The organism is Streptococcus tangpeifui (assembly GCF_044503215.1).
Taxonomy (GTDB): domain Bacteria; phylum Bacillota; class Bacilli; order Lactobacillales; family Streptococcaceae; genus Streptococcus; species Streptococcus tangpeifui.
Genome location: NZ_CP172427.1, coordinates 837,008 through 861,352 on the forward strand (window position 1 = coordinate 837,008; position 24,345 = coordinate 861,352).

Below are 24,345 nucleotides of genomic sequence, written 5' to 3' on the forward strand. Positions count from 1 at the left end.
TATAATGGCAGGGTGAAAGGGTTATTAATGACTTTATGATTACACTATTTTTATCGCCTAGCTGCACTAGTTGTCGTAAAGCCCGCGCCTGGTTAACCAACCATGAGGTAGCTTTTCAAGAACATAATATTATTACCAGTCCTTTATCGGCAGATGAATTACGAGCTATTTTAGCTTTGACCGAAAATGGAACTGAAGATATCATTTCGACACGCTCAAAGGTTTTTCAAAAACTTGATATAGATGTTGACGATTTATCCATTTCAGAATTAATTGATTTGATTGCTAAAAATCCAAGCTTGCTTCGTCGACCAATCATCTTGGATAAAAAGCGGATGCAAATAGGTTTTAACGAAGATGAAATTCGAGCCTTTTTGCCTCGCCATTATCGGGAGCAAGAGTTACGTCAAGCAACAATTAGAGCAGAATTAGAGAGAAATCATGACTAAGAATTATTCTTATTCGCTCGATTCTTCATGGAGCACTGACGAGATTTCATCAGTGCTTTCTTTTTTGAATCGTGTTGAAGAGGCTTATGAATCCAGAGTTGATGTTAAAGCCTTTATGGAAGCTTATCGGGACTTCAAAAAGGTGATACCAAGCAAGATGGAAGAAAAACAGATTGACCGTGCTTTTGAAAAAGCTAGCGGCTACTCCAGCTATCGAGCTCTTCAAGCAGCAAAAGCAAAAAGAAAAGAAGAAGGGTGGATTTCCCTTGGACATTAAATTTAAATTTGCTCAGAACTTAATTCGACAGGCAGCGGATTACGTCCGTAAACGGATGACAGAAGATTTACAGATTGAGGAAAAGACCCGTTTTGATGATCTGGTCACTAATATTGATAAGGATACGCAAGATTTTATGGTTGAGTGTATTCAGCAAGCCTATCCTGATGATTATATCCTTGGAGAAGAAAACGGCCTCTATCATGATCTCCAGTTAGGTCATGTGTGGGTCTTGGATCCAATTGATGGAACGGTCAATTTTATCGCTCAAAAGCGAGACTTTGCGATTATGATTGCCTACTACGAGGAAGGAATTGGCAAATTTGGTCTCATCTATGATGTTACAGGCGATAAGCTTTATAGCGGCGGTGGCCATTTTGAAGTAACTTGTAACGGTCGTCCTTTACTCTCTTATCAGGCTCGTCCCTTGAGTCGCCAACTGCTGGGAGCAAATGGCAGTATGTATGCTAATAACTACCTTGGCTTAGCTGACTTTTCCAAGGAGCTTCTTGGTGTCAGAGTCTTAGGGAGTGCTGGTATCAGTATGAGTCGGGTTCTGGAAGGTGAGTTCTTTGGTTATTGCTCGTCGATTTCCCCTTGGGACTATGCAGCGGCAACTATTATGGGAAAGAAATTAGGTTATGAACTCTTAACCATGGCGGGAGAGCCCTTAGATTACAAAAATCGTCAGGCGGTTATGTTCATTCCACAGGCAGAGGTAGCAAGGGTCAAAAAAATCATTCATAAATAAACAAAGAGGAAGTTGGGAGTAGGATTCAATCAGTAAATCGTGATAAAATCGCGGCTTTGATGTCCCTAGCTCTCTTGTTTTAGGACTCAGATCTTTGCCCCTGTCCTGTTTTTAAGTGGCAGGCTTTGGCAGTCTATTATTCCCAGACTGCCAAAGTCCACTGGAGTATTTTGACACTTGCTTTGCAGCAAGCTTTATTTCCCGATTAAAAAGCTCTACCAGAGCTTTTTAACCCACCTCTGCACAGCTCAAACATACTAAGATTAGTAGTGAGGAAATCTCCGACGGGAGACAGTGACAGTCCTCACTACTTTTTCTTTATGATAAAGTAGAGGTGTCTTGTTAAGTCGTAAGACCTTTTGAGGATGGAGATAGGATGAACGGCGTTCATCACAATTTAGGCTGGCCACTACTCCTTGCGTAGTCCTTAAACAGTCCAGTAGTGTTTAAGGTAGGTGTCTAAAAATTAAAAAGCACCCAGTTGCAAAATAAGCCAATCAACAGTGGTTCATTGGTGGTAAAGTATCTCATGAACTGTGCAGGGATGAGACTAAGTTAGCCTAGCTAACCAGTCTTATTCCTAACCACTGCGTCCATCTAGTAAATTTAAAACAATGTTAAAGAATCTGGACTTTTGTCTCAGATTTTTTTCTTGCCTTTCTTTATAGAGCTGCACGAAGATTTTTTAATACTTTTTAAAAATCGAAACAATAAGTCAATGACTTCAGTTTACTGTATTTTTGCTTCGCCTGCACTGAACCAAGCGTTTATTCCAAAATAGGAATACTGGAGAGTTTTTGCTCAGTCTCGTATTGTATTAGATTCAGCGATAACGGGTTTATCTAAGGCCTTGCGATACGAGCCGAAGCAATCGATATTATTGCGGTAGGCGAGTTAGTGAGGGCTTTAGCCAAGATCCCATAGGACTTGCCGTGTTAAATCCAGTGATAACGGATTTATCTAAGGCCTTGACTTGTTTGCTTCTAATTTTTTGAGCCTAACTAAGTGCAAACAATTGAAGCCAATTTTGATTTGAAGTTGTCTTTATTAAAAAACAGGAAATATTTTTGTAAAATTAATATAACTGACTAGTAATAAATCCAATGATATGTTATGATAATTAGGATGTTGAAATATTTTGATGAGAAATACTATTTCAATTATCGAATAAATAAAGATAAAGGAGTTTTTCATGGAGAGAGAAACAAAATTGCATTACAAGATGCGAAAGGTTAAGAAGCGCTGGGTAACTGTGGCCATTGCGACAGCAGCCGTTTCAATGACGCTATTGGGGGTAAGCACTGTAAATGCAGACTCGGTAGTGACTAGCGATGCGTCGGCAGCTGATCAGGTTCTTGTAACTAGTCAAACCGCAGTTGCGGAACCCCAAACTGTGACAGAGCAGCAAGCCGTTCAGATTGCGCCGTCAGCTCAAGTTGATCTTGTCCAAACAGAAGTTGAAGAAAGTGCTGATCTTTCAGTGAACAAGGGTGCCGATCAAGCCAATGTTACAAGCCAAGTCAGTCAAGCGCCTGCCGAGGCAGAAGAGAGCCAGTTACAAACCACTCAAGCGGCTGTGGCTCAACCGAGGGCTGCTAGGCAAGTTAACCGCCTGGTGCAAACCAAACCAGAAACAGTTAAGACAGACGTTAATCGTTTGGTTGCTGAAAGACCTGAGCTGACGACTCCTAAGCTTGATAATTTAAACTTATCTAAGTTAGTACAGACACCATCAGTGAATGATTTTGCAACCAATAATCAGGCTTATAGCAATCAGGCCAGCAGTTTTGAAACAGTTGATAACTACCTGACGGCTGATTCTTGGTATCGTCCTAAAGCTATCTTGAAAAATGGTCAAACGTGGACAGCCAGTGGTGAAAACGATTTTCGTCCTATCTTGATGTCTTGGTGGCCAGATACAGCAACCAAGGCTGCCTATGTTAATTTCTGGGCTAAGGAAGGTCTAGTTTCTGGTACCTATACACAAAATTCCCGTAATCTTGATAGCGCTGCTCAGGCTATTCAGACCGCTATTGAAAAGAGAATTGCTTCCGAAGGGAATACGACTTGGTTGCGCAATAAGATGAGTCAGTTTGTTCAATCGCAATCTCAGTGGAATATCAATTCGGAAAATCCAACAGCTTACCCTAATCAGGACCACTTCCAAGGGGGAGCCTTACTCTTTAGCAATAACGAAGCAACGGCTCATGCTAACTCAGATTGGCGCTTGCTCAACCGCAATCCTACTCAGCAAAATGGCCGTGTCAATTACCATAAATCTTCTTATGGTGGTTATGAGTTACTTTTGGCTAACGATGTTGATAACTCTAACCCAATCGTTCAAGCTGAACAACTCAACCATTTCCATTACCTCATGAACTGGGGTGAGATTGTCATGGGTGATAAGGAAGCTAACTTTGATGGCGTTCGGGTTGATGCAGTGGATAATGTCGATGCTGACCTTTTGCAGATTCAGCGCGATTACTACAAGGCCAAATACGGTATTGACCAAAATGAAAAGAATGCCATTGATCATTTGTCAATCTTAGAAGCTTGGTCTGGTAATGATAATGATTATGTCAGAGATCAGGATAATTTCTCCTTGTCTATCGATAATGACCAACGCAGTGCTATGTTGAGAGCTTTCGGGTATGCGTCAGCCTACCGTAGCGATTTGAGTACTTTAGCCACAGCTGGTTTGCAAAATCGCAGCCGAACCAACAGTGCTGATCCGGTTCCTAACTACGTCTTTATTCGGGCTCATGATTCGGAAGTACAAACTCGGATTGCCACCATCATTCGGGAGCGTTTAGGAAAAGCGAATACCGATGGTCTAACCAATATCACCTTAGATGACTTAGAAAAGGCCTTTGCTATCTATAATAAAGATATGTACGCGACAGATAAGCAGTACTATATCAACAACCTTCCAATGGCCTATGCTTGGATGCTGCAAAATAAAGATACAGTGACCCGTGTTTATTATGGTGATATGTACACAGATGACGGTCAATACATGGCCACAAAGACCCCGTTCTACAATGCCATTGAAACCATGCTCAAGGCACGTATCAAATACGTTGCTGGCGGTCAAACTGCAGGGTATAATAGAGATTGGAATGGCGGGATTTTGACTTCTGTCCGTTACGGTAAGGGAGCTAATAGTGTAACAGATCGTGGAACAAGTGAAACACGTACATCAGGTATGGCGCTCCTGATAAACAATATACCAAACTTCCAAGCTAATCGTGGTGTGACTCTCAATATGGGAGCGGCCCATACTAATCAAGCTTACCGTCCGCTCTTGCTTTCGACTTCAACAGGTATTGCGACTTATTTGAATGACAGTGATGTTAAGAGCAGTCAATATAAATATACTGATAACCAAGGACGGTTAATTTTCAATGCCTCAGAACTTCGTGGTGTTGCCAATGCTCAAGTTTCAGGGATGATTCAAGTTTGGGTACCAGTTGGTGCTGCTGACAATCAGGATGTTCGCATTGCTCCTAGCACCAGACGTAACAAATCATCTAATATCTATACTCAGAGCGATGCCTTGGATTCCCAAGTGATCTATGAAGGTTTCTCTAATTTCCAAGCTTTTGCTAAGACACCTGAACAATATACCAATGCGGTGATTGCTAAGAATGCAAATCTCTTTAAATCATGGGGCATTACCCAATTTGAAATGGCACCGCAGTATGTGTCATCAGAAGACGGAACCTTCTTGGATTCTGTTGTTCTAAATGGTTACGCCTTTAGCGATCGCTACGACTTGGCCATGAGTAAGAACAACAAGTATGGTTCCAAAGAAGATTTGGCCAATGCTATTAAGAGCTTGCACCAAGCTGGTATCAAGGTTCTATCTGACTGGGTACCAGATCAAATGTATAACCTGCCAGGCAAAGAAGTAGTCACAGCGACTCGGGTTGACCAATATGGTAGACCTAAGGCTGGTGCGACGATCAACAAGACGCCTTATGTAGTCAATACCAAGACTTATGGTGATTACCAAGAGCAATATGGCGGTAAATTCTTAGATGAGCTGCAAAAGCTCTACCCAAGTCTCTTCACGACCAAACAGATTTCTACAGGAAAACCAATTGATGGTTCGGTTAAGATTACTAACTGGTCGGCTAAGTACTTCAATGGTTCTAATATTTTAGGCCGTGGAGCTAAATATGTGCTGGGTGACAGCAAGGGCTATTTCAATCTGACAGACAATAAGCTCTACTTGCCAACAGCCTTGTTTAGTAAGTCAACAACTCCGTCGAAACCATCTGAGCCATCTCAGCCTTCAAAACCTTCTCAGCCTTCAAAACCATCTGTTTCAGGTATTTCTCATGATGGTAAGGGCTATGTTTACTATAAGAATGGTGTACAGGCGAAATCTAGCTTTATCACTGAAAATAATAACTTGTATTACTTTGATCAAAAGGGATACATGGTTACAGGTATGCAAAAGATTAACGGTGCAACTTATTACTTCGGAAAAGATGGTAAGGCTCTGAAAGATGGCATTTATACGGATAATGCCGGTAAGAGCTATTACTTCAACAGTCAAGGAAAACGCCTTGAAAATGGCTACTATCCATTTGGCGATAAATGGCGTCATTTTGAAAATGGTGTCATGGCTGTAGGTCTAACCCAAGTCAAAGGTAAATCCAAAACTTATACCCAATACTATGATGCTCAAGGTTTCCAAATCAAAGGAGAACTTGTAACTGATAAAGACGGTAAGGTGAGATACTTCGATAAACAGTATGGTAATATGGCCGTGAACCAGTTTATCACCAATGCTCAAGGTAAAAAATCTTATTTCACTGGAGATGGTACGCGTTACGAGAATGGCTACTATCAATTTGGTAATAAATGGCGTCATTTCACCAATGGCATTATGGATGTTGGCTTGACTCAAGTCAAAGGTAAGTACAAGACCTACACCCAATTCTACGATGCTTATGGTTTCCAAGTTAAGGGCGGCTTTATTACTGATGATAAAGGTAAAGTAAGATATTTCGATAAAGAGTACGGGAATATGGTTTCTAACCAGTTTGTTAAAAATTCAGACGGTGAAACGTTCTACTTTGATAAAAATGGTATTGCCGTAACTGGTTGGCAGGTCATCGATGGACAACGACTTTACTTTAATGCAAATGGTGTTTTAGTCCAAAGGTCAAGACGATCTAGCAATCAGATTTATGAACGTCCTCGTCATCAGAATCGTTATTCTCTAAATGGATACTTCTATCATTATCCACGTCATACTGAAAGGAATCGTTATGGTTACAGTTTCAGAGATTATGGCTTCGGCGGTTATGATTTCTTTGATCTTCGAGATTTCTTCCCTTGGGGCAGATTTTAGAATGTAGGATTCATCAGCGAAAGTAAGTCTCTCGCTGTAGATAGAAAATGCTTTTAAAAAGGTTAGAATGGTGCAAACCACTAGCCTTTTTTGGTATAATGCTTTTATGACATTACCTAAGGACTTTATTGAAAAATATCAAGCAATTTTAGGGGATAGCAGTGATGAGTTTTTGACAAGTCTGCAGCAAGAAGCTGTGTCCGCTTTTCGCTTAAACCCTTTAAAAAAAGTACCACAAAGTTTTCCTAATGCAATCCCTCATACACTCTGGGGCTATTATGGCAAGATTTCAGGCAAGTCTATTGAGCATGTTACCGGTTTGGTCTATTCACAAGAACCAGCTGCTCAGATGGTGGGGCAAGTTGCCGCTCCGGCCAAGGGCATGAAGGTTTTAGACTTGGCGGCTGCTCCTGGTGGTAAGACAACTCATTTACTTTCCTACTTAGATAATACTGGACTCCTCGTCAGTAACGAGATTTCAAAAAAACGCAGCAAGGTTTTAGTGGAAAATGTCGAGCGTTTCGGGGCGCGTAATGTTGTGGTGACAAATGAGTCTCCCCAGCGTTTAGCTAAAATTTTCCCAGCTTATTTTGACCTGATTGTCCTTGATGCTCCCTGTTCCGGCGAAGGGATGTTTCGCAAAGATACAGAGGCTATTCAATATTGGTATCAGGACTATCCGGTTCAATGTGCCGGCTTGCAAAGAGAGATTCTAAAAGAAGCCATGACTATGCTGGCTCCTGGTGGCCGTCTTGTTTACTCTACTTGTACTTGGGCTCCGGAAGAAAACGAAACTGTTATCTCTTGGCTTTTGAAGCATTATCCTGATCTACGTTTGCTGCCAATTGAAAAAATTAATGGGATGGTTGACGGCATTGATATGCCTGAAACCGCTCGAATATATCCTCATCGTTTTAAGGGAGAGGGACAGTTCATCGCTCATCTGCAAGATAGACGGCCTGTGCTCAAGAAGCCCCTAAAAGTCAAATCTCCTAAGAGCAATTTGACTCAAGAGCAGAAGCGCCTCTGGCAGGAGTTTGCGGACCGGCTATTAAACATCAAGCTAACAGGTATACTGCAGACCTTCGGTGATGAGCTCTACTGTCTTCCTAAAGACCTGCCTGATTTGTCGGGCCTAAAGATAGCCCGCAATGGACTCCATCTTGGAACCTTTAAAAAGAAGCGATTTGAACCTTCATTTGCTTTGGGGTTAGCTCTGACTAGTGATCAAGTCAATTATAGCTTGACCTTAAGCGAAGAAGACTTCAGAGCCTATGTCTCTGGGAATACAGTAGCCATTGATGGTGAGCACAGCAATGGCTGGTATCAGGTTTTAGCGGGCGGCAATGGTCTTGGATTTGCCAAACTGGTTAATGGAACCTTAAAAAATTATTTCCCTAAAGGTTTGCGCTTTTCCCCATGATGTAACAGTTTTGTTACAATGAAAACTGGTATATCCAAAATAAAAGTAATGTGTTATCATTAGGAGTGGAGGTTTGATGCTTCCAATTATATATTACAATCGCTTGATTTTAGAACTAAATTGACAGGAATTGAAGATGAAAAAATGGAATAAAAAACGTTTGTTTCTCCTTGCGATGATGGGGGCAGCTCTCTTTTGTCTGTCTGCCTGCGCCAGCTGGATTGACAGAGGAGAGAATATTACTTCTGTTGGATCAACAGCCCTGCAACCTTTGGTAGAAGGAGCAGCTGACAGTTTTTCTGAAAAGAATCAAGGTAAGATTATCAACGTTCAAGGCGGTGGATCTGGAACAGGCTTATCTCAAGTTCAATCCGGTGCGGTCCAGATTGGTAACAGTGATGTCTTTGCTGAGGAAAAAAGTGGTATTGATGCCAGCAAACTCGTTGATCATCAGGTTGCTGTCGCAGGGATCGCCGTTATTGCGAATAAAGAGGTAGGGATGAAAAATCTAACGCCCGAGCAGCTGCAAAAAATCTTTACTGGAGAATATACCAATTGGAAACAATTGGGCGGTAAGGATTTGGAAATTACCATTATCAATCGCGCAGCTGGCTCAGGAACCCGCTCAACTTTTGACAGTGTTATCATGAAAAATAAGGAGAGCAAACAGAGCCAAGAACAGGATTCAAACGGTATGGTTCGCTCTATTGTGTCACAGACTCCTGGAGCTATCTCATATTTGGCTTTTGCTTACGTTGATGATAGCGTAGCGACTGTTAAGCTTAATGGACATGCCCCAACTGCAAAAAATGTCACCACCAATGATTGGCCTCTCTGGTCCTATGAGCATATGTATACCAAAGGGAAAGCTACAGGTTTAACCAAGGAATTCTTGGATTATATCCTTAGTGATGAGGTTCAAAATGGGGTCGTTAAAGACATGGGTTACATTTCCATTAATGATATGAAGGTCGTTAAAGACGCTGATGGTAATGTGACAACTAAATAAGAGGAGTTTTCATGAAAAAACAGGATTTGGCGACACAGTTAACTTCGCCATCGAAAAATTCACGGCTGGAAAAATTTGGCAAGACCATCTCCTTTCTTTGTTTGATGCTAATTGCCTTTATTGTCGCCATGATTTTAATTTTTGTAGCTCAAAAAGGCTTATCAACTTTTTTTGTTGATGGTGTCAATATCTTTGATTTTCTATTTGGAAAAAACTGGAAACCATCGGTCAAAGATGCTCACGGGCAATATATGATGGGAGCTCTACCGATGATTACGGGGTCTTTCATTGTTACTATTTTATCGGCCTTGATTGCAACGCCGTTTGCGATTGGAGCTGCTATCTTTATGACAGAGATTTCTCCCAAGCGGGGAGCGCGCCTGCTTCAGCCTGCTATTGAACTTCTGACAGGGATTCCATCAGTAGTTTATGGTTTTATTGGTTTGCAAGTGGTTGTACCAGCTGTCCGTACACTGTTCGGTGGTACCGGTTTTGGGATCCTTTCGGGAGTTTTTGTGCTCTTCGTCATGATTCTGCCTACTGTTACCTTTATGACAACGGATAGCTTGCGTTCGGTTCCTCGTCATTATCGTGAAGCTAGTCTGGCTATGGGGGCTACACGTTGGCAAACAATTTGGCGCGTCATTCTACACGCTGCTAAGCCAGGGATTTTCACAGCTGTTGTCTTTGGAATGGCGCGTGCTTTTGGTGAAGCTTTGGCTATTCAGATGGTTGTCGGAAATTCAGCTGTTATGCCAACTTCGCTGATTACTCCAGCGTCAACCTTAACGTCAGTTCTAACCATGGGCATCGGAAATACTGTTATGGGAACAGTTCAGAATAATGTTCTCTGGTCCTTGGCCTTGGTTCTGTTGATTATGAGTTTGGCCTTTAATATGCTGATGAGGTTTATTACGAGGGAGAAAAAAGTAAACTATGAACGCTAAACAATTTGATAAAGTTATGACGGCAATCCTCTACACGATTGCTGGTATCATTGTTACTATACTGGCTGCTTTAATTCTCTACATTTTACTCAGAGGACTGCCGCATGTCAGCTGGCACTTTCTGACAGGGAAGTCTTCTTCGTATGAAGCTGGGGGCGGTATCGGTGTCCAACTCTATAATTCCCTCTTTTTATTGGTTATCACACTAATCATTTCCATTCCTCTTTCTATGGGAGCTGGGATTTATCTGGCTGAATATGCTAAAAAAGGACGTTTGACAGATTTTATCCGAACTTGTATTGAGATTTTGTCCTCGTTGCCCTCTGTTGTAGTAGGCCTCTTTGGTTATTTGATTTTTGTTGTCCAGTTTCAATATGGCTTTTCTATTATCTCGGGTGCTTTGGCTTTAACTGTCTTTAACTTGCCGCAAATGACACGGACAGTCGAGGATAGTTTGCGCAATGTCCATCATACGCAGCGCGAAGCAGGGTTGGCATTAGGGCTTTCTCGTTGGGAAACAGTGCTTCATGTGGTTATTCCAGAAGCAATTCCTAGTATCGTTACGGGGGTTGTATTGGCTTCCGGACGTATCTTTGGTGAGGCAGCAGCGCTTATCTATACAGCAGGGCAGTCAGCTCCTGCTCTTGATTGGAATAATTGGAATCCTTTAAGCGTTACGAGCCCTATCTCGATTTTTAGACAATCTGAAACGCTGGCTGTCCACATTTGGAAGGTTAACAGCGAAGGGACCATTCCTGATGCGACTATGGTGTCGGCTGGTAGTGCCGCCATCCTTCTAATTTTCATTTTAATCTTTAATTTATCTGCTCGCTATTTGGGCAAGAAATTACATGCTCGCTTGACATCAGCGAAATAAGGGAATATATATGGCAGAATATAATTGGAATGAGCGTCATATCATGACCTTTGAAGGCAAGGAATTGGCACTTGAAACCAAGGATTTGCATGTTTATTATGGCCAAAACGAGGCTATCAAGGGCATCGATATGCAGTTTGAAAAAAATAAAATTACAGCCTTTATCGGTCCATCCGGCTGTGGGAAATCAACTTTCTTGCGCAGTCTCAATCGTATGAATGATACTATTGATATTGCTAAGGTGACGGGTGAAATTTGGTATGAAGGGATTGATATCAATCGGCCTGAAATTAATGTTTATGCTATGCGTAAGCATATCGGTATGGTTTTTCAACGTCCCAATCCTTTTGCTAAATCTATCTATAAAAATATCACCTTTGCGCATGAACGTGCTGGTGTGAAAGATAAACAGACTCTAGATGAGATTGTTGAAACGTCGCTTAAACAGGCAGCGCTTTGGGATCAGGTTAAGGATGATTTGCATAAGTCCGCTTTTACTTTGTCTGGTGGACAACAGCAGCGTCTTTGTATCGCTCGGGCTATATCGGTTAAGCCAGACATTCTTTTAATGGATGAACCGGCTTCGGCCTTGGATCCGATTGCGACCATGCAGTTAGAAGAAACAATGGCTGAACTCAAAAAGGATTATTCGATTATTATCGTTACCCATAATATGCAGCAAGCTGCCCGTGTCAGCGATTATACAGCCTTCTTTTACCTAGGGGATTTGATTGAGTATGACAAGACGGCTAAGATTTTCCAAAATGCGCAGTGTCAATCAACCAGTGATTATGTTTCTGGCCGCTTCGGATAGAAAGGAATCTTATGACAGAACCTATTTTGCAGGTTAAAGACCTGTCGGTCTACTATAATCAAAAAAAAGCTCTGAATAATATTACTATGGATTTCATGTCTAATGAGATTACTACCTTGATTGGACCTTCTGGTTCAGGTAAGTCAACTCTGCTGAGAGCTATTAACCGTATGGGCGATCTCAATCCTGAAGTAACCTTGACAGGGGCCATCACTTACAATGGTCATAATATCTACGGACCAAGGACTGATACGGTGGAATTACGTAAGGAAATTGGTATGGTCTTTCAGCAGCCCAACCCATTTCCTATGACCATTTATGAAAATGTCACCTATGGTCTTCGTATCAAGGGGATTAAAGATAAGGCTGTCTTGGATGAAGCAGTAGAGACGTCCTTGATTGGGGCTTCCATCTGGGATGAGGTTAAAGATCGGCTGCATGATTCAGCTTTGGGTTTGTCTGGTGGACAGCAGCAGCGGGTTTGCATTGCTCGTGTATTAGCGACTAGTCCCAAAATTATTTTAATGGACGAGCCAACATCTGCTCTTGATCCGATTTCTTCTGGGAAGATTGAAGAAACGCTCTATGGTCTGAAGGACCAATACACTATGCTCATTGTGACCCGTTCCATGCAGCAAGCATCTCGGATTTCCGATAAAACAGGTTTCTTCCTGGATGGTGACTTAATTGAATTTAATTCAACCAAAGAAATGTTTCTCAATCCTGCCCATGAAGAGACTGAAGATTATATCAGTGGTAAATTTGGTTAGCCTCACTGACTAAATAGATAGAAAGAAATGATTTTATGTTACGTACACAATTTGAAGATGAATTAGATAAATTGCATAATCAGTTTTATGCTATGGGGACTGAAGTCAGTTCTCAAATCAGTAAGACCGTTCGTGCTTTTATCAGTCACGATCGGCAGTTAGCCAAGGAAGTTATTGAATCAGACGAGATTGTCAATAACTATGAAACGAAATTAGAAAAGAAATCTTTGGAAATCATTGCTCTGCAACAGCCTGTGTCGACTGATTTACGATCAGTTATTACTGTGCTCAAGGCGTCCAGCGATGTCGAACGTATGGGAGATCATGCTTCAGCTATTGCAAAGGCTACTATTCGGATGAAGGGCGAAGAGCGGATTACATCGGTTGAAGAGTCCATTAATAAAATGGGGCGTGCTGTTCGAGATATGGTTGAGGAAGCCATGAATGTCTATATCAAGGCTGACGAAGCGGCTGCCTATGCGGTAGCAGCTCATGATGAACATATTGATAACCTTTTTATCGAAACCCAAAATATGACAGTTGAGGCTATCAAAGCTAATCCAGATGCAGCTTTTGCGGCTAAGGAATATTTCCAAGTCTTAATGTATTTGGAACGCATTGGAGATTATGCTCGCAATCTCTGTGAATGGGTTGTCTATCTTAAGACAGGAAAAATTATCGAACTTTAATAATGATTATGTTATAATTGAGATTGGTTTTGACCAATCTTTTTTGGTCTAAGAAGCAGGATAAAGTCTTGTAAAATTTATAAAAAATTGAGGAGTTTTATGAATTCAGTAGAACATTTTATCGAAAAATTTGTACCTGAAAATTACAATATTTTTCTGGATATTAACCGAAAGGCAAAGACTTTCTCAGGGAATGTTGCTATCAGTGGTGAGGCCTTAGATAATCAGGTTTCCTTTCATCAGAAAGATTTGATAGTCACTTCGGTCCTTTTGGATAATCAGGAGGTGGAGTTTAATCTGGATTCTGAAAAGGAAGCGGTCCATCTCGACTTGCCTGAAACGGGGAATATGACTCTAGTATTAGAATTCTCAGGTAAAATTACAGATAATATGACGGGGATTTATCCGTCTTATTATACGGTTAATGGTGTCAAAAAAGAAGTGATTGCCACACAATTTGAAAGTCATTTTGCTCGAGAAGCCTTCCCGTCTATCGACGAACCAGAAGCTAAGGCTACCTTTGATTTGGCTATTAAATTTGACCAAGAAGATGGGGAAGTAGTCATCTCAAATATGCCTGAGACTAATATTGAATTACGTCAGGAAACAGGCATTTGGACCTTTGCGACGACACCAAGAATGTCTTCTTACCTTTTAGCTTTTGCTCTAGGTGATTTGCAGGCTAAGAAAGCTCAGACTAAGAATGGTACCGAGGTTGGTGTTTTTTCTACCAAGGCCCATAAGGCTTCGTCTTTAGACTTTGCTCTGGATATTGCTGTCCGTGTTATTGATTTTTATGAGGATTATTATGGTGTTGCTTATCCCATTCCTCATTCTTATCATTTGGCTCTGCCTGATTTTTCAGCAGGGGCTATGGAAAACTGGGGGTTGGTAACCTATCGTGAAGTTTATTTGGTGGTTGATGAAAATTCAACGGTCAGTACCCGACAACAGGTGGCTTTAGTGATTGCCCATGAATTAGCCCATCAGTGGTTTGGCAATCTGGTTACTATGAAATGGTGGGATGATCTTTGGCTCAATGAGTCCTTCGCCAACATGATGGAATACGTTTCGGTTGATGCTATTGAGCCAAATTGGAATATCTTTGAAGATTTCCAAACAACAGGTGTTCCTCTAGCTCTTAAGCGAGATGCTACCGATGGGGTGCAGTCTGTTCATGTAGCGGTCAATCATCCTGATGAAATCAATACTCTCTTTGATCCAGCTATTGTTTATGCTAAGGGAAGTCGCCTCATGCACATGCTCCGTCGCTGGTTAGGAGATAAGGACTTTGCAGCAGGGCTTAAAAGTTATTTCGAAAAACATCAGTATCGTAATACGATCGGTCGCGATTTGTGGAATGCTCTTTCAGCAAGTTCCGAAAAGGATGTCGCTAGCTTTATGGATGCTTGGTTGGAACAGCCAGGCTATCCAGTTGTGACTGTCCAAGTCCTTGATGATAATCTGATTCTCAGTCAGAAGCAGTTCTTTATTGGAGAACATGAAGATAGGAATCGCTCCTGGCAGATTCCACTAAATAGTAATTGGTCTGGCCTTCCGGATACTTTGTCTGAAGCTAGTTTGACCATTCCTAATTACTCAAGTCTAGTCGCTCAGAATAAAGGGGCTGGGGCATTGCGTTTGAATACCGACAATACAGCCCATTATATTACTAACTATCAAGGCAAACTTTTGGATGACGTTCTAGCCGATTTTGCTAATTTAGATAAGACAGCCAAACTGCAGGTTTTGCAGGAACGCCGTCTGTTAGCTGAAAGCGGTGAAGTTTCTTACGCTGATCTTGTTACCTTGCTCAATAAGCTGCCAGAAGAAAGTTCCTATCTGGTCGCAGCAGCTGGCCAACAAATTATTTCAGGTTTGGATAGCTTTGTTGATGAAGGAACAAGCACCGAGGACAACTTCAAGAGCTTGATTAAGAAGGTCGCGGAAAACAACTTTAATCGCCTAGGTTTTGAAAAAATTGCTGGAGAAGCTGATGAAGATGAAATGGTTCGTCAATCAGCTATTCATCTCATGCTCAAGGCTGATGATGAGAGTGCCATTGCGCAAGCACACGCTATTTTCCAAGAATATCAAGCTAATATCGAAGCTATTCCGGCCTCAATTCGCTTGTCAGTTTTAGTTAATGAAATGAAACATTCTGAGACCCCAGCTTTAGTTGAACAGTATCTTTCTGCCTATGTGGCAAGTACAGATGGAATCTTTAAGCGCCAACTCTCTAATGCGCTTTCTTATACTAAGGATCCTGCAACTTTGGTTCATATTCTAACTCAGTGGAAGGATAAAGATGTTGTGAAACCACAAGATTTAGCAACTTGGTATGCTTATTTCTTGCAGCAAGACTTCACTCAAGGTAAGGTTTGGAATTGGGCCAAGGAAAATTGGGAGTGGATCAAGACGACTTTGGGTGGTGACATGAGCTTTGATAAGTTTGTGATTTACCCTTCTAATAACTTTAAGACAGATGCACGTCTAGCTGATTATAAGGCTTTCTTTGAACCTCAACTTGGTGATAAAGCCATTGCTAGAAATATAACAATGGGTATCAAGGAAATCTCTGCTCGCATTGACTTGATTAAAAAAGACAAGGCTGCGGTTGAAGTAGCTATCGACCTAGCTGTTGCCAAATAAAGCCTAGGGTCTGGGACAAACAGCCATGATAGCTTACCCCTGCACAGTTCATTAGGTACTTTAGCACCAATGAACTACTGCTGATTGGCTGTCCTTATCTTAGGGCTAGGGCGCAGTCTCATTTTCAGGCTCCCCTTAAACAGTCTACAGGACTGTTTAATTACCACGTAAGTGATAGCTTCAACAGTTTGTAAAACTGTTGGAGGTTACTAATCTGATGAACCTTGTTCATCTTATTTCCAACCTCAAAAGGTCTTACGACTTAACAAGACACCTCTACTTTATCATAAAGAAAAAGTAGTGAGGACTGTCACTGTCTCCCGTCGGAGATTTCCTCACTACTAATCTTAGTATGTTTGAGCTGTGCGAAGGTGGGTTAAAAAGCTCTGGTAGAGCTTTTTAATCGGGAAATAAAGCTTGCAAAGCAAGTGTCAAAATGCTCCAGTGGACTTTGGCAGTCTGGGGATAGACTGCTAAAGCCTGCCACCTAAAAATAAGAAAGTGGCAGAGGCCTGAGCCTTAAAGCGGGAGAGCGAGGAAAATCAAAGCCGTGATTTTTATCACGGTTTACTGATTTTTATCCCACTCTCTTTTTGCTTAGACAGGTTCAGTCGCTTTTTAGCAAGTCTTGCTAGACTGGTGTCAGTCGAACGACTTATTTTAACTTTTTGAAAATCAAAACTACATGTTGTTAACCTCATCTTGTCATGACCAAATACTGTCTACGTTTTGTTGCCCGACTTATTTTTTGATTTTCTCTGAGTATTAGTGATTAGTTCGCGCATTCTGGATAGAATTTATTAGGTAAAAATTCTTATTGTCAGATTAAGTTTTCGGCGACAAGGTACTGGATTTATGATAAGATAGAGGAAAGATTGGAGTACAGATATATGATTAAAATTTTATTAGTAGAAGATGACCTTAGCCTTTCAAATTCTGTTTTCGATTTTTTGGATGACTTTGCTGAAGTTACTCAAGTTTTCGATGGGGAGGAAGGCCTCTTTGAAGCAGAAACTGGTGTTTATGATTTGATTCTGCTCGATTTGATGTTGCCGGAAAAAGATGGTTTTACTGTCTTGAAAGAGCTGCGTGACAAAGGTATCCCAACCCCTGTCTTGATTACAACTGCTAAAGAAGCTTTGGATGATAAAGGACATGGTTTTGAACTCGGTGCCGATGACTACTTGACCAAGCCATTCTATTTGGAAGAATTGAAAATGCGGATTCAAGCACTCTTGAAGCGTTCTGGTAAAATCAATGATAAGCTTCTTACTTACGGAAATTTAGATTGTGATACGTCAACTAATACGGTAACCGTTGATGGTAAAGTTGTTGAACTTTTAGGTAAAGAATTTGATCTTTTGGTTTATTTCCTTCAAAACCAAAATGTTATTTTGCCTAAGACACAAATTTTCGATCGCATTTGGGGGTTTGACAGCGATACAACTGTCTCAGTTGTTGAAGTTTATGTTTCTAAGATTCGTAAAAAGCTCAAAGGAACAGATTTCGAGCAAAACTTGCAAACACTACGTAGTGTGGGGTATATCTTAAAGGATGTTCAATAAGTTAAAGAAGGGTCTCTTTTCTGAAGGATTCTCGACTTTTCTTCACTTCCTATCTGTCTTCACCGTAATTTTCTTGGTGATGACCATTTTGATTTTGCAAATCATGCGGATTGGGATTTATTCATCAGTTGATGACAACCTCGATAAGGCAGCTGAAAGTGTTAACTCCTATATCTATATGAATATGTATAAGGCGAGTCTTTACTCAGCCTTTGATGGTAATGATGATTCAGATCTCTCCATCTTTACTGATGGGGATGATTTTTTGGGAAATGGGACGACTCTTCCCGCTGATGCAAATGCTTCAGGTAGTCCAGAACAAAACAAATCCCATGTGGAATTGAATGCTACGATTGAAACAGTCATGTATGATAAAAATGGCAAGGTACTCAATAGCTCAGAAATTTTTTCCGGACTGAACAAACTGAAAATGAATCGGGATGAACTGGGTGATGTCAACGAGGTTAGTATTGATGGTAGTTTTCGCGAGAAGGAACACTACCGCTATAAGACCATTGCGGTATCAGACAAGCAATTTCCTAAGGTTGCTTATGTCACTATTGCCATTAGCGTCAATCAGCTGGATAGTGTTAATTCTCGTTATCAAATTATCATTATATCGGTGATGGTAACCTTCTGGCTATTGTCAGTCTTTGCCAGTGTCTATCTGGCCAATTGGTCACGTAAGCCGATTGTGGAAAGTTATGAAAGGCAAAAGAATTTTGTTGAGGATGCCAGTCATGAATTGCGGACACCTCTGACGGTTTTGCAAAACCGTTTAGAGAGTCTTTTTCGTAAGCCAGACCAAACGATTTTGGACAATTATGAAACTATTGCTTCTAGTTTGGAAGAAGTCCGGAATATGCGGATTTTAACTACCAATCTGTTGAATTTAGCTAGGCGAGATGATCATCTTAATCCTAACATTGAAGAAATTGAGCCAGCTTTCTTTGACAGTATTTTTGAGAATTACCAAATGATTGCTGAGGAAAATGGCAAAAGTTTAACCTGTCGTAATCAGCTTGATTTACCGATGAAATCTGATAAGACATTAATTAAGCAAGTCATGACCATTCTCTTTGATAATGCTGTTAAGTACACAGGAGAAGATGGGGCTATTGATATTAGCGTTACTAGCGAAGCAGGCAAAATGCTTATCTCAGTTGCGGATAATGGGGCTGGTATTAGCGAGGAAGATAAGATAAAGATTTTTGACCGCTTTTACCGGATTGATAAAGCTCGCAATCGTCAGACCGGTGGTTTTGGCTTAGGGCTATCTTTAGCTAAGCAGATTGTGGATGCCTTGAAAGGAACTATCTCTGTTCGTGATAATGAACCGACAGGAACTATTTTTGAAATTAAATTAAGCGCTTAAAAAAGCTGGGCAAGACATCCATGATGGCTCCGCCCTCACCCACAGAATAATGAAAACGGACACACAGCCCTCACTAGGTGTATAATCTTAGTGAGGGCTTTGTGGTTGACGAGTTAATGATTCTAGTAATCGAGGGCAAAACTGATCCACTCTACTGACGAGCACCCCAAAATATGCGATAAGCATGAGTATAAAAATACGATTAAAATTCGGTAGATAAGCTCTCTTATTTTAGGAAGGAGGGAATTGTCATGGATGTTCTCTATCAATCTTGTGCAGGTATTGATGTCCATCAAGCCAATATTGTTGTTTGTATTTTACATGGGTCACTCACCTCAACTCGTCCAAAGCGTGAGATGGCAACTTTTGATACAACAACTAAAGGCCTACGTGCTTGCCACGATTTTCTTAGACAATTTCATGTGGAAGCCGTTGGTCTGGAAAGCACCGGTGTTTATTGGCGACCTGTCTGGCATGCTCTATGTGATGACTTCGAGTTGATACTCGCTCAACCAGCTCACATGAAGGCCATTCCGGGTCAGAAAACCGATAAGAAAGATGCTCACTGGATTGCTAAATTAACACGGATTGGTCTGCTTCCTCGGAGTTTCGTTCCCGATGAAACCATCCAAGAATTGAGAGAGTTGACCAGACAACGAAAACATTATGTGGAAAGCCGTAATCGTGAAACCAATCGTATTCATAAAATTCTTCAGTCAGGCGGCATTAAGATAACGACGTATATCGAAGATATTATGGGTGCTTCTGGTCGTCATCTCCTTCAACTATTGATTGATAAGACGCCTATTACTCCTCGCATTGTCCATCAATCAGTTTATACCACCTTGAAGAAGAAAGTGCCACAACTTCTGGAAGCTTTGGATGGTTATTTCTCTGACCATCATTGCTTTATGTTAAAGCAGTCCTTGGAGATTTATGATTTTTATCAGAAGCAGATTGAGTTGTTGGAAGAGCGAATCAATAGCTATCTATCACAATACGAGAAACAAGTAGAAGTTTTGGATTCTATTCCTGGTATCGATGTGATTACAGCTTCTGTCATCATTTCTGAGGTTGGTGTTGACATGAGCCAGTTTCCAACTGCTGGACATTTAGCCTCTTGGGCAGGACTTTGTCCTGGTAATAATGAGAGTGCTGGCAAGAAACGCAGTACCAAGATTCGACATGGTAATTCCTATTTGAAAAAATGCTTATGTCAAGCCGCTTTTGCCGCTAGGAATCAAAAAGGAAGTCCCTTAGTGGAACGATTTTATCAGATTCAAAATCGGCGTGGTCCACAGAAAGCAACAATTGCCCTAGCACATCAATTATTAAAAATAGCCTATATCCTCTTAAAAGGACAGATGACTTATTCTGAATTTTTAGCACAGAAAAAGACTACTAGGGACGAGCTAGTAGTCTAAATATAATTTTTTTCGCTTTGATTATATCATAGGGAGGGAATTTTTGCATTCTTTGTAGTTTTCGTATAAAAATTTGTCCAGTCTTTTTGTTTTGGAATAAACTCTTACTCCTGCGCAGTTCAAGTTCATTAGAGAGTGGAACAGAAGTCAAGTTATATAAAAAATTGACTTCTGTCTCACTCCAATCAACTATTGCGTCAAACTGTTATTACTGCACAAATAGAAGGTTGGAATACCTTTTACCAGCCTCGATAAACCGCTGCTGAGCGTCTTTCCTTTTACCACAAGGCCAAAGTATAAAACCTAAACGAATGTGATGGCCATCGTTTATCTTATTTCTAACCTCAACAGGTCTTCCAGACCTGTTGAGCTGTGCAAAGGTGGGGTAAAAGGCTTGGGAGACCTTTTAATCGGGAAATGAAGCTTACAAAGCAAGTGTCAAAAACGGTCTGGGGAGAGAGCGTTTCAGGTCACCACTTTGAAACCAGGATCTGGGGCGAACCAAAATTTTCAATTTTAGGTTCTTTCCCACTTTTTTTATGGAACTTGAGATTAAGGGAGAGGGGAACAGTTATTTTGACTTATGTTCTTTGATAATCAAAACTGTACCTTATTGATTTCAGCTTGCTAAGACTTTGTTTGATTATTTTTGTAGCTTCAATGGTCTCCCAGAACTGATAGGCTGTTGTACTTTGTGACCTTGTTTCTAATTGATTTTCTTTGAGTATTAATATCGGTTTGGCTAAGCTGGAGCTGACTCTTGATTTTGAGTTATAAAAAAACCTCCAGACGGAGGTCAGTTTTATCCAAGTTTAGCTGCAAGACGAGCTTTATCACGGCTTGCTTTATTTTTGTGAATCAACCCTTTAGATTGAGCTTTATCGATTGCTGAGCTAGCAGCACGGAAAAGTTCTTCGGATGGGTTTGCTTCAAAAGCTTTGATAGCAGTACGCAAAGCTGATTTTTGAGCTGAATTCTTTTCGTTTTGCTTAACGTTAAGCTCAGCACGTTTGATAGCTGATTTAATATTTGCCACAGTTTTCACCTCCATTTTTACTAACCATTCCATTATATAGGAAATAGCTGGCTTTGACAAGTCTTAATCACTTTTTCAGGTAAATTTTATCAATCTTATGATTCTGTGATTTATGCAGGATGAGCTCAGCACGGTTGCGAGTCGGCTCGATATAATTTTCCAGATTAACTAAATTGACTCTTTGCCAAGTTTTTTTGGAAATGGCTAAGGCCTCTTTTAAATCTAGCTTTGTCAAGGAATAATAATAATTTTTACTATCCGTTTTAGCTAGCTGGAGTAAACTTTGAAAACGTTCAAGATACCATTTTTCAATATGGGCAATTTCTGCATCAATATAGATGGAGAAGTCATAATAGTCATTCATATACAGTCGGTGATTCTGCTGATTTTGAAAGACATTGATACCTTCAATGATAAGAAAATCAGGTGACTGAATGGTTTCCTCAGCTTGAGGAATAATATCATAAATTTCATGAGAATATACAGGAATAGACATGGTTTGACCATTTTTCATACCATCTAAGAAATTAATCAAACGTTCCATGTCATAACTTTCAGGGAAGCCTTTTTTGTCCAAAATACCCTTATTGATTAAGATCTGGTTAGGATAGAGAAAACCATCGGTTGTTACCATTTCAACACGACTATTTTTGAAGGTTCGGGCTAGAAGAAGTTGCAGAAGTCGACTGGTAGTAGACTTACCAACAGCTACTGAACCAGAGATACCAATGATAAAGGGTCGTTTTTTAGCTTGCTTCTGTAAGAAGATTCCCTTAGCAAAACTGAGATTTTCCTGAGCATTCTTATAAATTTGAATCAGGCTAATGAGCGGAAGATAAACATCTGTCACATCCTGAATATCAATCTTATCGTTGAGACTTTTAATAGAATCTAGTTCTTCTTGGCTTAAGGGTGCTTGTTCGGCTTGATGCAGGCCTTGCCAAGTTTTTCGACTGATTTCTTCGAAATTAATAAATTCATGAGACATAGGACTATTGTAGCACAAAATATGATAAAATGAAGTGACTGAATAAAGGGAGTAAATGAAGAAGTGGCTAAGATGTACTACGCTGAAAAGCCTGATGCTGAGCATGATATCCATGATTTGACGGTCCAGCTATTAGGTGAAACTTTTCGTTTTTATACTGATGCTGGTGTCTTTTCAAAAAAGATGATTGATTATGGTAGTCAGGTCCTTTTGTCTGCCCTAGATTTTTCAGCTGGGGACAGTCTCCTTGATGTTGGCTGTGGCTATGGACCCCTTGGGATTAGCTGTGCTAAAGTTTATAATTTAACCGTAAGCATGGTTGATATTAATCAGCGAGCTTTGGATTTAGCTAGAAGAAATGCTCAGCGCAATAGCGTTCAAGCCGACATTTACCAGTCGTATATCTATGAGCATGTCAAGGGGCGTTTTGATCACATCATCAGCAATCCCCCTATACGGGCAGGTAAACAGGTGGTTCATGAAATTTTGCAAGGTGCCTATGACCATCTCAATCCGACTGGTAGCTTAACCGTAGTTATTCAAAAGAAGCAGGGGGCCCCTAGCGCAAAGGCTAAGATGGAGCAAGTCTATGGCAATGTTGAACTGGTCAAAAAAGATAAGGGTTACTATGTTTTAAGGAGTATAAAGGAATGAGAGCGGTTGATTTAATTCAGAAAAAACGTGATGGCGGCGAATTAACTACAGCGGAAATTCAGTGGTTAATTGCGAACTATGTAGCGGGGGCTGTGCCTGATTACCAAATGTCAGCTTTTGCTATGGCTATCTTTTTCAAGGGGATGACCATGCGAGAGACTCGCGATTTGACCATGGCTATGGTTGCTTCGGGCGATCAGCTTGATTTATCGGCCATTTCTGGTATTAAGGTTGATAAGCACTCGACCGGTGGCGTTGGTGATAAGGTAACATTAATTTTGGCTCCTTTGGTAGCCAGTTTTGGCGTACCCGTTGCTAAAATGAGTGGAAGAGGGCTGGGGCATACTGGCGGAACCTTGGATAAACTAGAATCCATCAAAGGTTACCAAATCGAGGTTGCAGAAGAAGACTTTATTCAGCAGGTGAAAGACATAGGTATTGCGGTTATTGGCCAGTCAGAGCAGATGGTTAAGGCTGATAAATTGCTCTATGCCTTGCGGGATGTGACGGCAACAGTTGATATTATGCCTTTGATTGCCAGTTCGGTAATGTCTAAGAAGATTGCTGCTGGCTCAGATGCTATTATGCTGGATGTTACTGTTGGTGACGGTGCTTTTATGAAGAACCTTGATGATGCAGAAGAGCTGTCTCGAACTATGGTCAACCTTGGTAAAGAGGTTGGACGCCAGACCGTTGCTGTCATTACCAATATGGAACAGCCTTTGGGCCAAGCTATTGGTAACCGACTAGAGGTCCTTGAAGCTGTTCAAATCATGAAGGGACAAGGGCGGTCGGATATTACTGATTTCATTTGCCAGCTAGCACAGATTATGTTGAAATTAGGTGGACAAGAAGTAGAACTAGAGGAAATTAAGAGCCACTTGACACAAGGCCATGCCCTAAAAAAATTTGAAGACCTAGTAGCTGCTCAAGGCGGTGAAGTCCAAGATATCTATCGGCCAGTTCAGACTGAATTTATCTATGAAGTAAGGGCGGAATGCTCAGGTTATATCTCGTCTCTTCCGGCCCTCTATTTTGGTCGCTTTGCCATGGAAATAGGAGCTGGCCGCGCAGTAAAAACCGACCAATTAGACTATGATGCTGGAATTATGTTCGACAAAAAAGTCGGGGATACGGTTTCAGCTGGAGATTCGTTAGCAAAAATTTACTCAAATCGAAAAATTCCTCAAAAAAAGATTACAGAATTCGCAAAAAATGTTACAATAAGTAACGAAAAAGTGTCCATAAGTGAAATATTAAAAATCATTGATTAGGAGAGA

The 24,345-nt window shown here is 40.9% G+C and carries 19 protein-coding genes; 17 read left to right on the top strand and 2 right to left on the bottom strand.

Going from position 1 to position 24,345, the window contains the following annotated elements; all coding sequences use genetic code 11:
• Positions 1 to 35 precede the first annotated feature (35 nt).
• From ACFSN5_RS03915 to ACFSN5_RS03985, 15 genes are all read left to right on the top strand, one after another.
• Positions 36 to 449, top strand: a complete 414-nt coding sequence (locus tag ACFSN5_RS03915) for a Spx/MgsR family RNA polymerase-binding regulatory protein (RefSeq protein WP_165213409.1) — start codon at positions 36 to 38, stop codon at positions 447 to 449.
• A complete protein-coding gene (locus ACFSN5_RS03920; protein ID WP_398601065.1) occupies positions 442 to 726 on the top strand; it encodes a UPF0223 family protein in 285 nt (94 codons plus the stop codon). The genes ACFSN5_RS03915 and ACFSN5_RS03920 overlap by 8 nt, the downstream gene beginning before the upstream one ends.
• Positions 716 to 1,477, top strand: a complete 762-nt coding sequence (locus tag ACFSN5_RS03925) for an inositol monophosphatase family protein (protein ID WP_165213413.1) — start codon at positions 716 to 718, stop codon at positions 1,475 to 1,477. The genes ACFSN5_RS03920 and ACFSN5_RS03925 overlap by 11 nt, the downstream gene beginning before the upstream one ends.
• 1,192 nt (positions 1,478 to 2,669) lie before the next feature.
• Complete coding sequence (locus ACFSN5_RS03930; protein ID WP_165213415.1) at positions 2,670 to 6,842, top strand: glycoside hydrolase family 70 protein; 4,173 nt, start codon at positions 2,670 to 2,672, stop codon at positions 6,840 to 6,842.
• Between the two features lie 106 nt (positions 6,843 to 6,948).
• Positions 6,949 to 8,265 carry an RsmF rRNA methyltransferase first C-terminal domain-containing protein gene (locus ACFSN5_RS03935; RefSeq protein WP_165213417.1) on the top strand — a complete coding sequence of 439 codons (1,317 nt, stop codon included), beginning with the start codon at positions 6,949 to 6,951 and terminating at the stop codon, positions 8,263 to 8,265.
• Between the two features lie 136 nt (positions 8,266 to 8,401).
• Positions 8,402 to 9,274 carry a phosphate ABC transporter substrate-binding protein PstS family protein gene (locus ACFSN5_RS03940; protein ID WP_165213419.1) on the top strand — a complete coding sequence of 291 codons (873 nt, stop codon included), beginning with the start codon at positions 8,402 to 8,404 and terminating at the stop codon, positions 9,272 to 9,274.
• An 11-nt stretch (positions 9,275 to 9,285) separates the two neighbouring features.
• Entirely contained in the window at positions 9,286 to 10,221 is a 936-nt protein-coding gene (pstC, locus tag ACFSN5_RS03945; RefSeq protein ID WP_165213421.1) for a phosphate ABC transporter permease subunit PstC, read from the top strand.
• Entirely contained in the window at positions 10,211 to 11,098 is an 888-nt protein-coding gene (gene pstA / locus ACFSN5_RS03950; RefSeq protein WP_165213423.1) for a phosphate ABC transporter permease PstA, read from the top strand. Before pstC ends, pstA begins: the two co-directional genes overlap by 11 nt.
• Positions 11,099 to 11,108: 10 nt before the next feature.
• Positions 11,109 to 11,912 (top strand): phosphate ABC transporter ATP-binding protein PstB, encoded by an 804-nt coding sequence (gene pstB / locus ACFSN5_RS03955; protein ID WP_398601067.1) that lies wholly within the window; start codon positions 11,109 to 11,111, stop codon positions 11,910 to 11,912.
• A gap of 11 nt (positions 11,913 to 11,923) precedes the next feature.
• Complete coding sequence (gene pstB / locus ACFSN5_RS03960) at positions 11,924 to 12,682, top strand: phosphate ABC transporter ATP-binding protein PstB (protein ID WP_398601069.1); 759 nt, start codon at positions 11,924 to 11,926, stop codon at positions 12,680 to 12,682.
• 35 nt (positions 12,683 to 12,717) lie between these two features.
• Positions 12,718 to 13,371, top strand: coding sequence for a phosphate signaling complex protein PhoU (gene phoU, locus ACFSN5_RS03965; protein ID WP_398601071.1), 654 nt, complete (start codon positions 12,718 to 12,720; stop codon positions 13,369 to 13,371).
• A 99-nt stretch (positions 13,372 to 13,470) separates the two neighbouring features.
• The gene (locus tag ACFSN5_RS03970) at positions 13,471 to 16,023 is read left to right on the top strand and encodes a M1 family metallopeptidase (protein WP_165213429.1); all 2,553 of its coding nucleotides are present in this window, start codon (positions 13,471 to 13,473) and stop codon (positions 16,021 to 16,023) included.
• Positions 16,024 to 16,913: 890 nt separating this feature from the next.
• Positions 16,914 to 17,588, top strand: coding sequence for a response regulator transcription factor (locus tag ACFSN5_RS03975; RefSeq protein WP_165213431.1), 675 nt, complete (start codon positions 16,914 to 16,916; stop codon positions 17,586 to 17,588).
• A complete protein-coding gene (locus ACFSN5_RS03980; protein WP_165213433.1) occupies positions 17,578 to 18,963 on the top strand; it encodes a sensor histidine kinase in 1,386 nt (461 codons plus the stop codon). The genes ACFSN5_RS03975 and ACFSN5_RS03980 overlap by 11 nt, the downstream gene beginning before the upstream one ends.
• A 251-nt stretch (positions 18,964 to 19,214) precedes the next feature.
• Complete coding sequence (locus tag ACFSN5_RS03985) at positions 19,215 to 20,387, top strand: IS110 family transposase (protein ID WP_398600534.1); 1,173 nt, start codon at positions 19,215 to 19,217, stop codon at positions 20,385 to 20,387.
• An 802-nt stretch (positions 20,388 to 21,189) separates the two neighbouring features.
• On the opposite strand, the gene rpsT is transcribed toward ACFSN5_RS03985, so the two are convergent.
• Positions 21,190 to 21,438 carry a 30S ribosomal protein S20 gene (rpsT, locus tag ACFSN5_RS03990; protein WP_206221365.1) on the bottom strand — a complete coding sequence of 83 codons (249 nt, stop codon included), beginning with the start codon at positions 21,436 to 21,438 and terminating at the stop codon, positions 21,190 to 21,192.
• 52 nt (positions 21,439 to 21,490) lie between these two features.
• Positions 21,491 to 22,411, bottom strand: a complete 921-nt coding sequence (gene coaA / locus ACFSN5_RS03995; protein WP_165212758.1) for a type I pantothenate kinase — start codon at positions 22,409 to 22,411, stop codon at positions 21,491 to 21,493.
• 63 nt (positions 22,412 to 22,474) lie between these two features.
• Here coaA and ACFSN5_RS04000 point away from each other — a divergent pair, with 63 nt between their 5' ends.
• A complete protein-coding gene (locus ACFSN5_RS04000) occupies positions 22,475 to 23,065 on the top strand; it encodes a class I SAM-dependent methyltransferase (protein ID WP_165212760.1) in 591 nt (196 codons plus the stop codon).
• Entirely contained in the window at positions 23,062 to 24,339 is a 1,278-nt protein-coding gene (locus ACFSN5_RS04005; RefSeq protein WP_165212762.1) for a pyrimidine-nucleoside phosphorylase, read from the top strand. Before ACFSN5_RS04000 ends, ACFSN5_RS04005 begins: the two co-directional genes overlap by 4 nt.
• The last annotated feature ends 6 nt before the right edge of the window (positions 24,340 to 24,345 follow it).

Bases quoted from the DNA above. Each gene is read 5' to 3' on its own strand.
- ACFSN5_RS03915 (WP_165213409.1), top strand. From the start codon at position 36: ATGATTACACTATTTTTATCGCCTAGCTGCACTAGTTGTCGTAAAGCC.
- ACFSN5_RS03920 (WP_398601065.1), top strand. From the start codon at position 442: ATGACTAAGAATTATTCTTATTCGCTCGATTCTTCATGGAGCACTGAC.
- ACFSN5_RS03930 (WP_165213415.1), top strand. From the start codon at position 2,670: ATGGAGAGAGAAACAAAATTGCATTACAAGATGCGAAAGGTTAAGAAG.
- ACFSN5_RS03935 (WP_165213417.1), top strand. From the start codon at position 6,949: ATGACATTACCTAAGGACTTTATTGAAAAATATCAAGCAATTTTAGGG.
- ACFSN5_RS03940 (WP_165213419.1), top strand. From the start codon at position 8,402: ATGAAAAAATGGAATAAAAAACGTTTGTTTCTCCTTGCGATGATGGGG.
- pstC (WP_165213421.1), top strand. From the start codon at position 9,286: ATGAAAAAACAGGATTTGGCGACACAGTTAACTTCGCCATCGAAAAAT.
- pstA (WP_165213423.1), top strand. From the start codon at position 10,211: ATGAACGCTAAACAATTTGATAAAGTTATGACGGCAATCCTCTACACG.
- pstB (WP_398601067.1), top strand. From the start codon at position 11,109: ATGGCAGAATATAATTGGAATGAGCGTCATATCATGACCTTTGAAGGC.
- pstB (WP_398601069.1), top strand. From the start codon at position 11,924: ATGACAGAACCTATTTTGCAGGTTAAAGACCTGTCGGTCTACTATAAT.
- phoU (WP_398601071.1), top strand. From the start codon at position 12,718: ATGTTACGTACACAATTTGAAGATGAATTAGATAAATTGCATAATCAG.
- ACFSN5_RS03970 (WP_165213429.1), top strand. From the start codon at position 13,471: ATGAATTCAGTAGAACATTTTATCGAAAAATTTGTACCTGAAAATTAC.
- ACFSN5_RS03975 (WP_165213431.1), top strand. From the start codon at position 16,914: ATGATTAAAATTTTATTAGTAGAAGATGACCTTAGCCTTTCAAATTCT.
- ACFSN5_RS03980 (WP_165213433.1), top strand. From the start codon at position 17,578: ATGTTCAATAAGTTAAAGAAGGGTCTCTTTTCTGAAGGATTCTCGACT.
- ACFSN5_RS03985 (WP_398600534.1), top strand. From the start codon at position 19,215: ATGGATGTTCTCTATCAATCTTGTGCAGGTATTGATGTCCATCAAGCC.
- rpsT (WP_206221365.1), bottom strand. From the start codon at position 21,438: ATGGAGGTGAAAACTGTGGCAAATATTAAATCAGCTATCAAACGTGCT.
- coaA (WP_165212758.1), bottom strand. From the start codon at position 22,411: ATGTCTCATGAATTTATTAATTTCGAAGAAATCAGTCGAAAAACTTGG.
- ACFSN5_RS04005 (WP_165212762.1), top strand. From the start codon at position 23,062: ATGAGAGCGGTTGATTTAATTCAGAAAAAACGTGATGGCGGCGAATTA.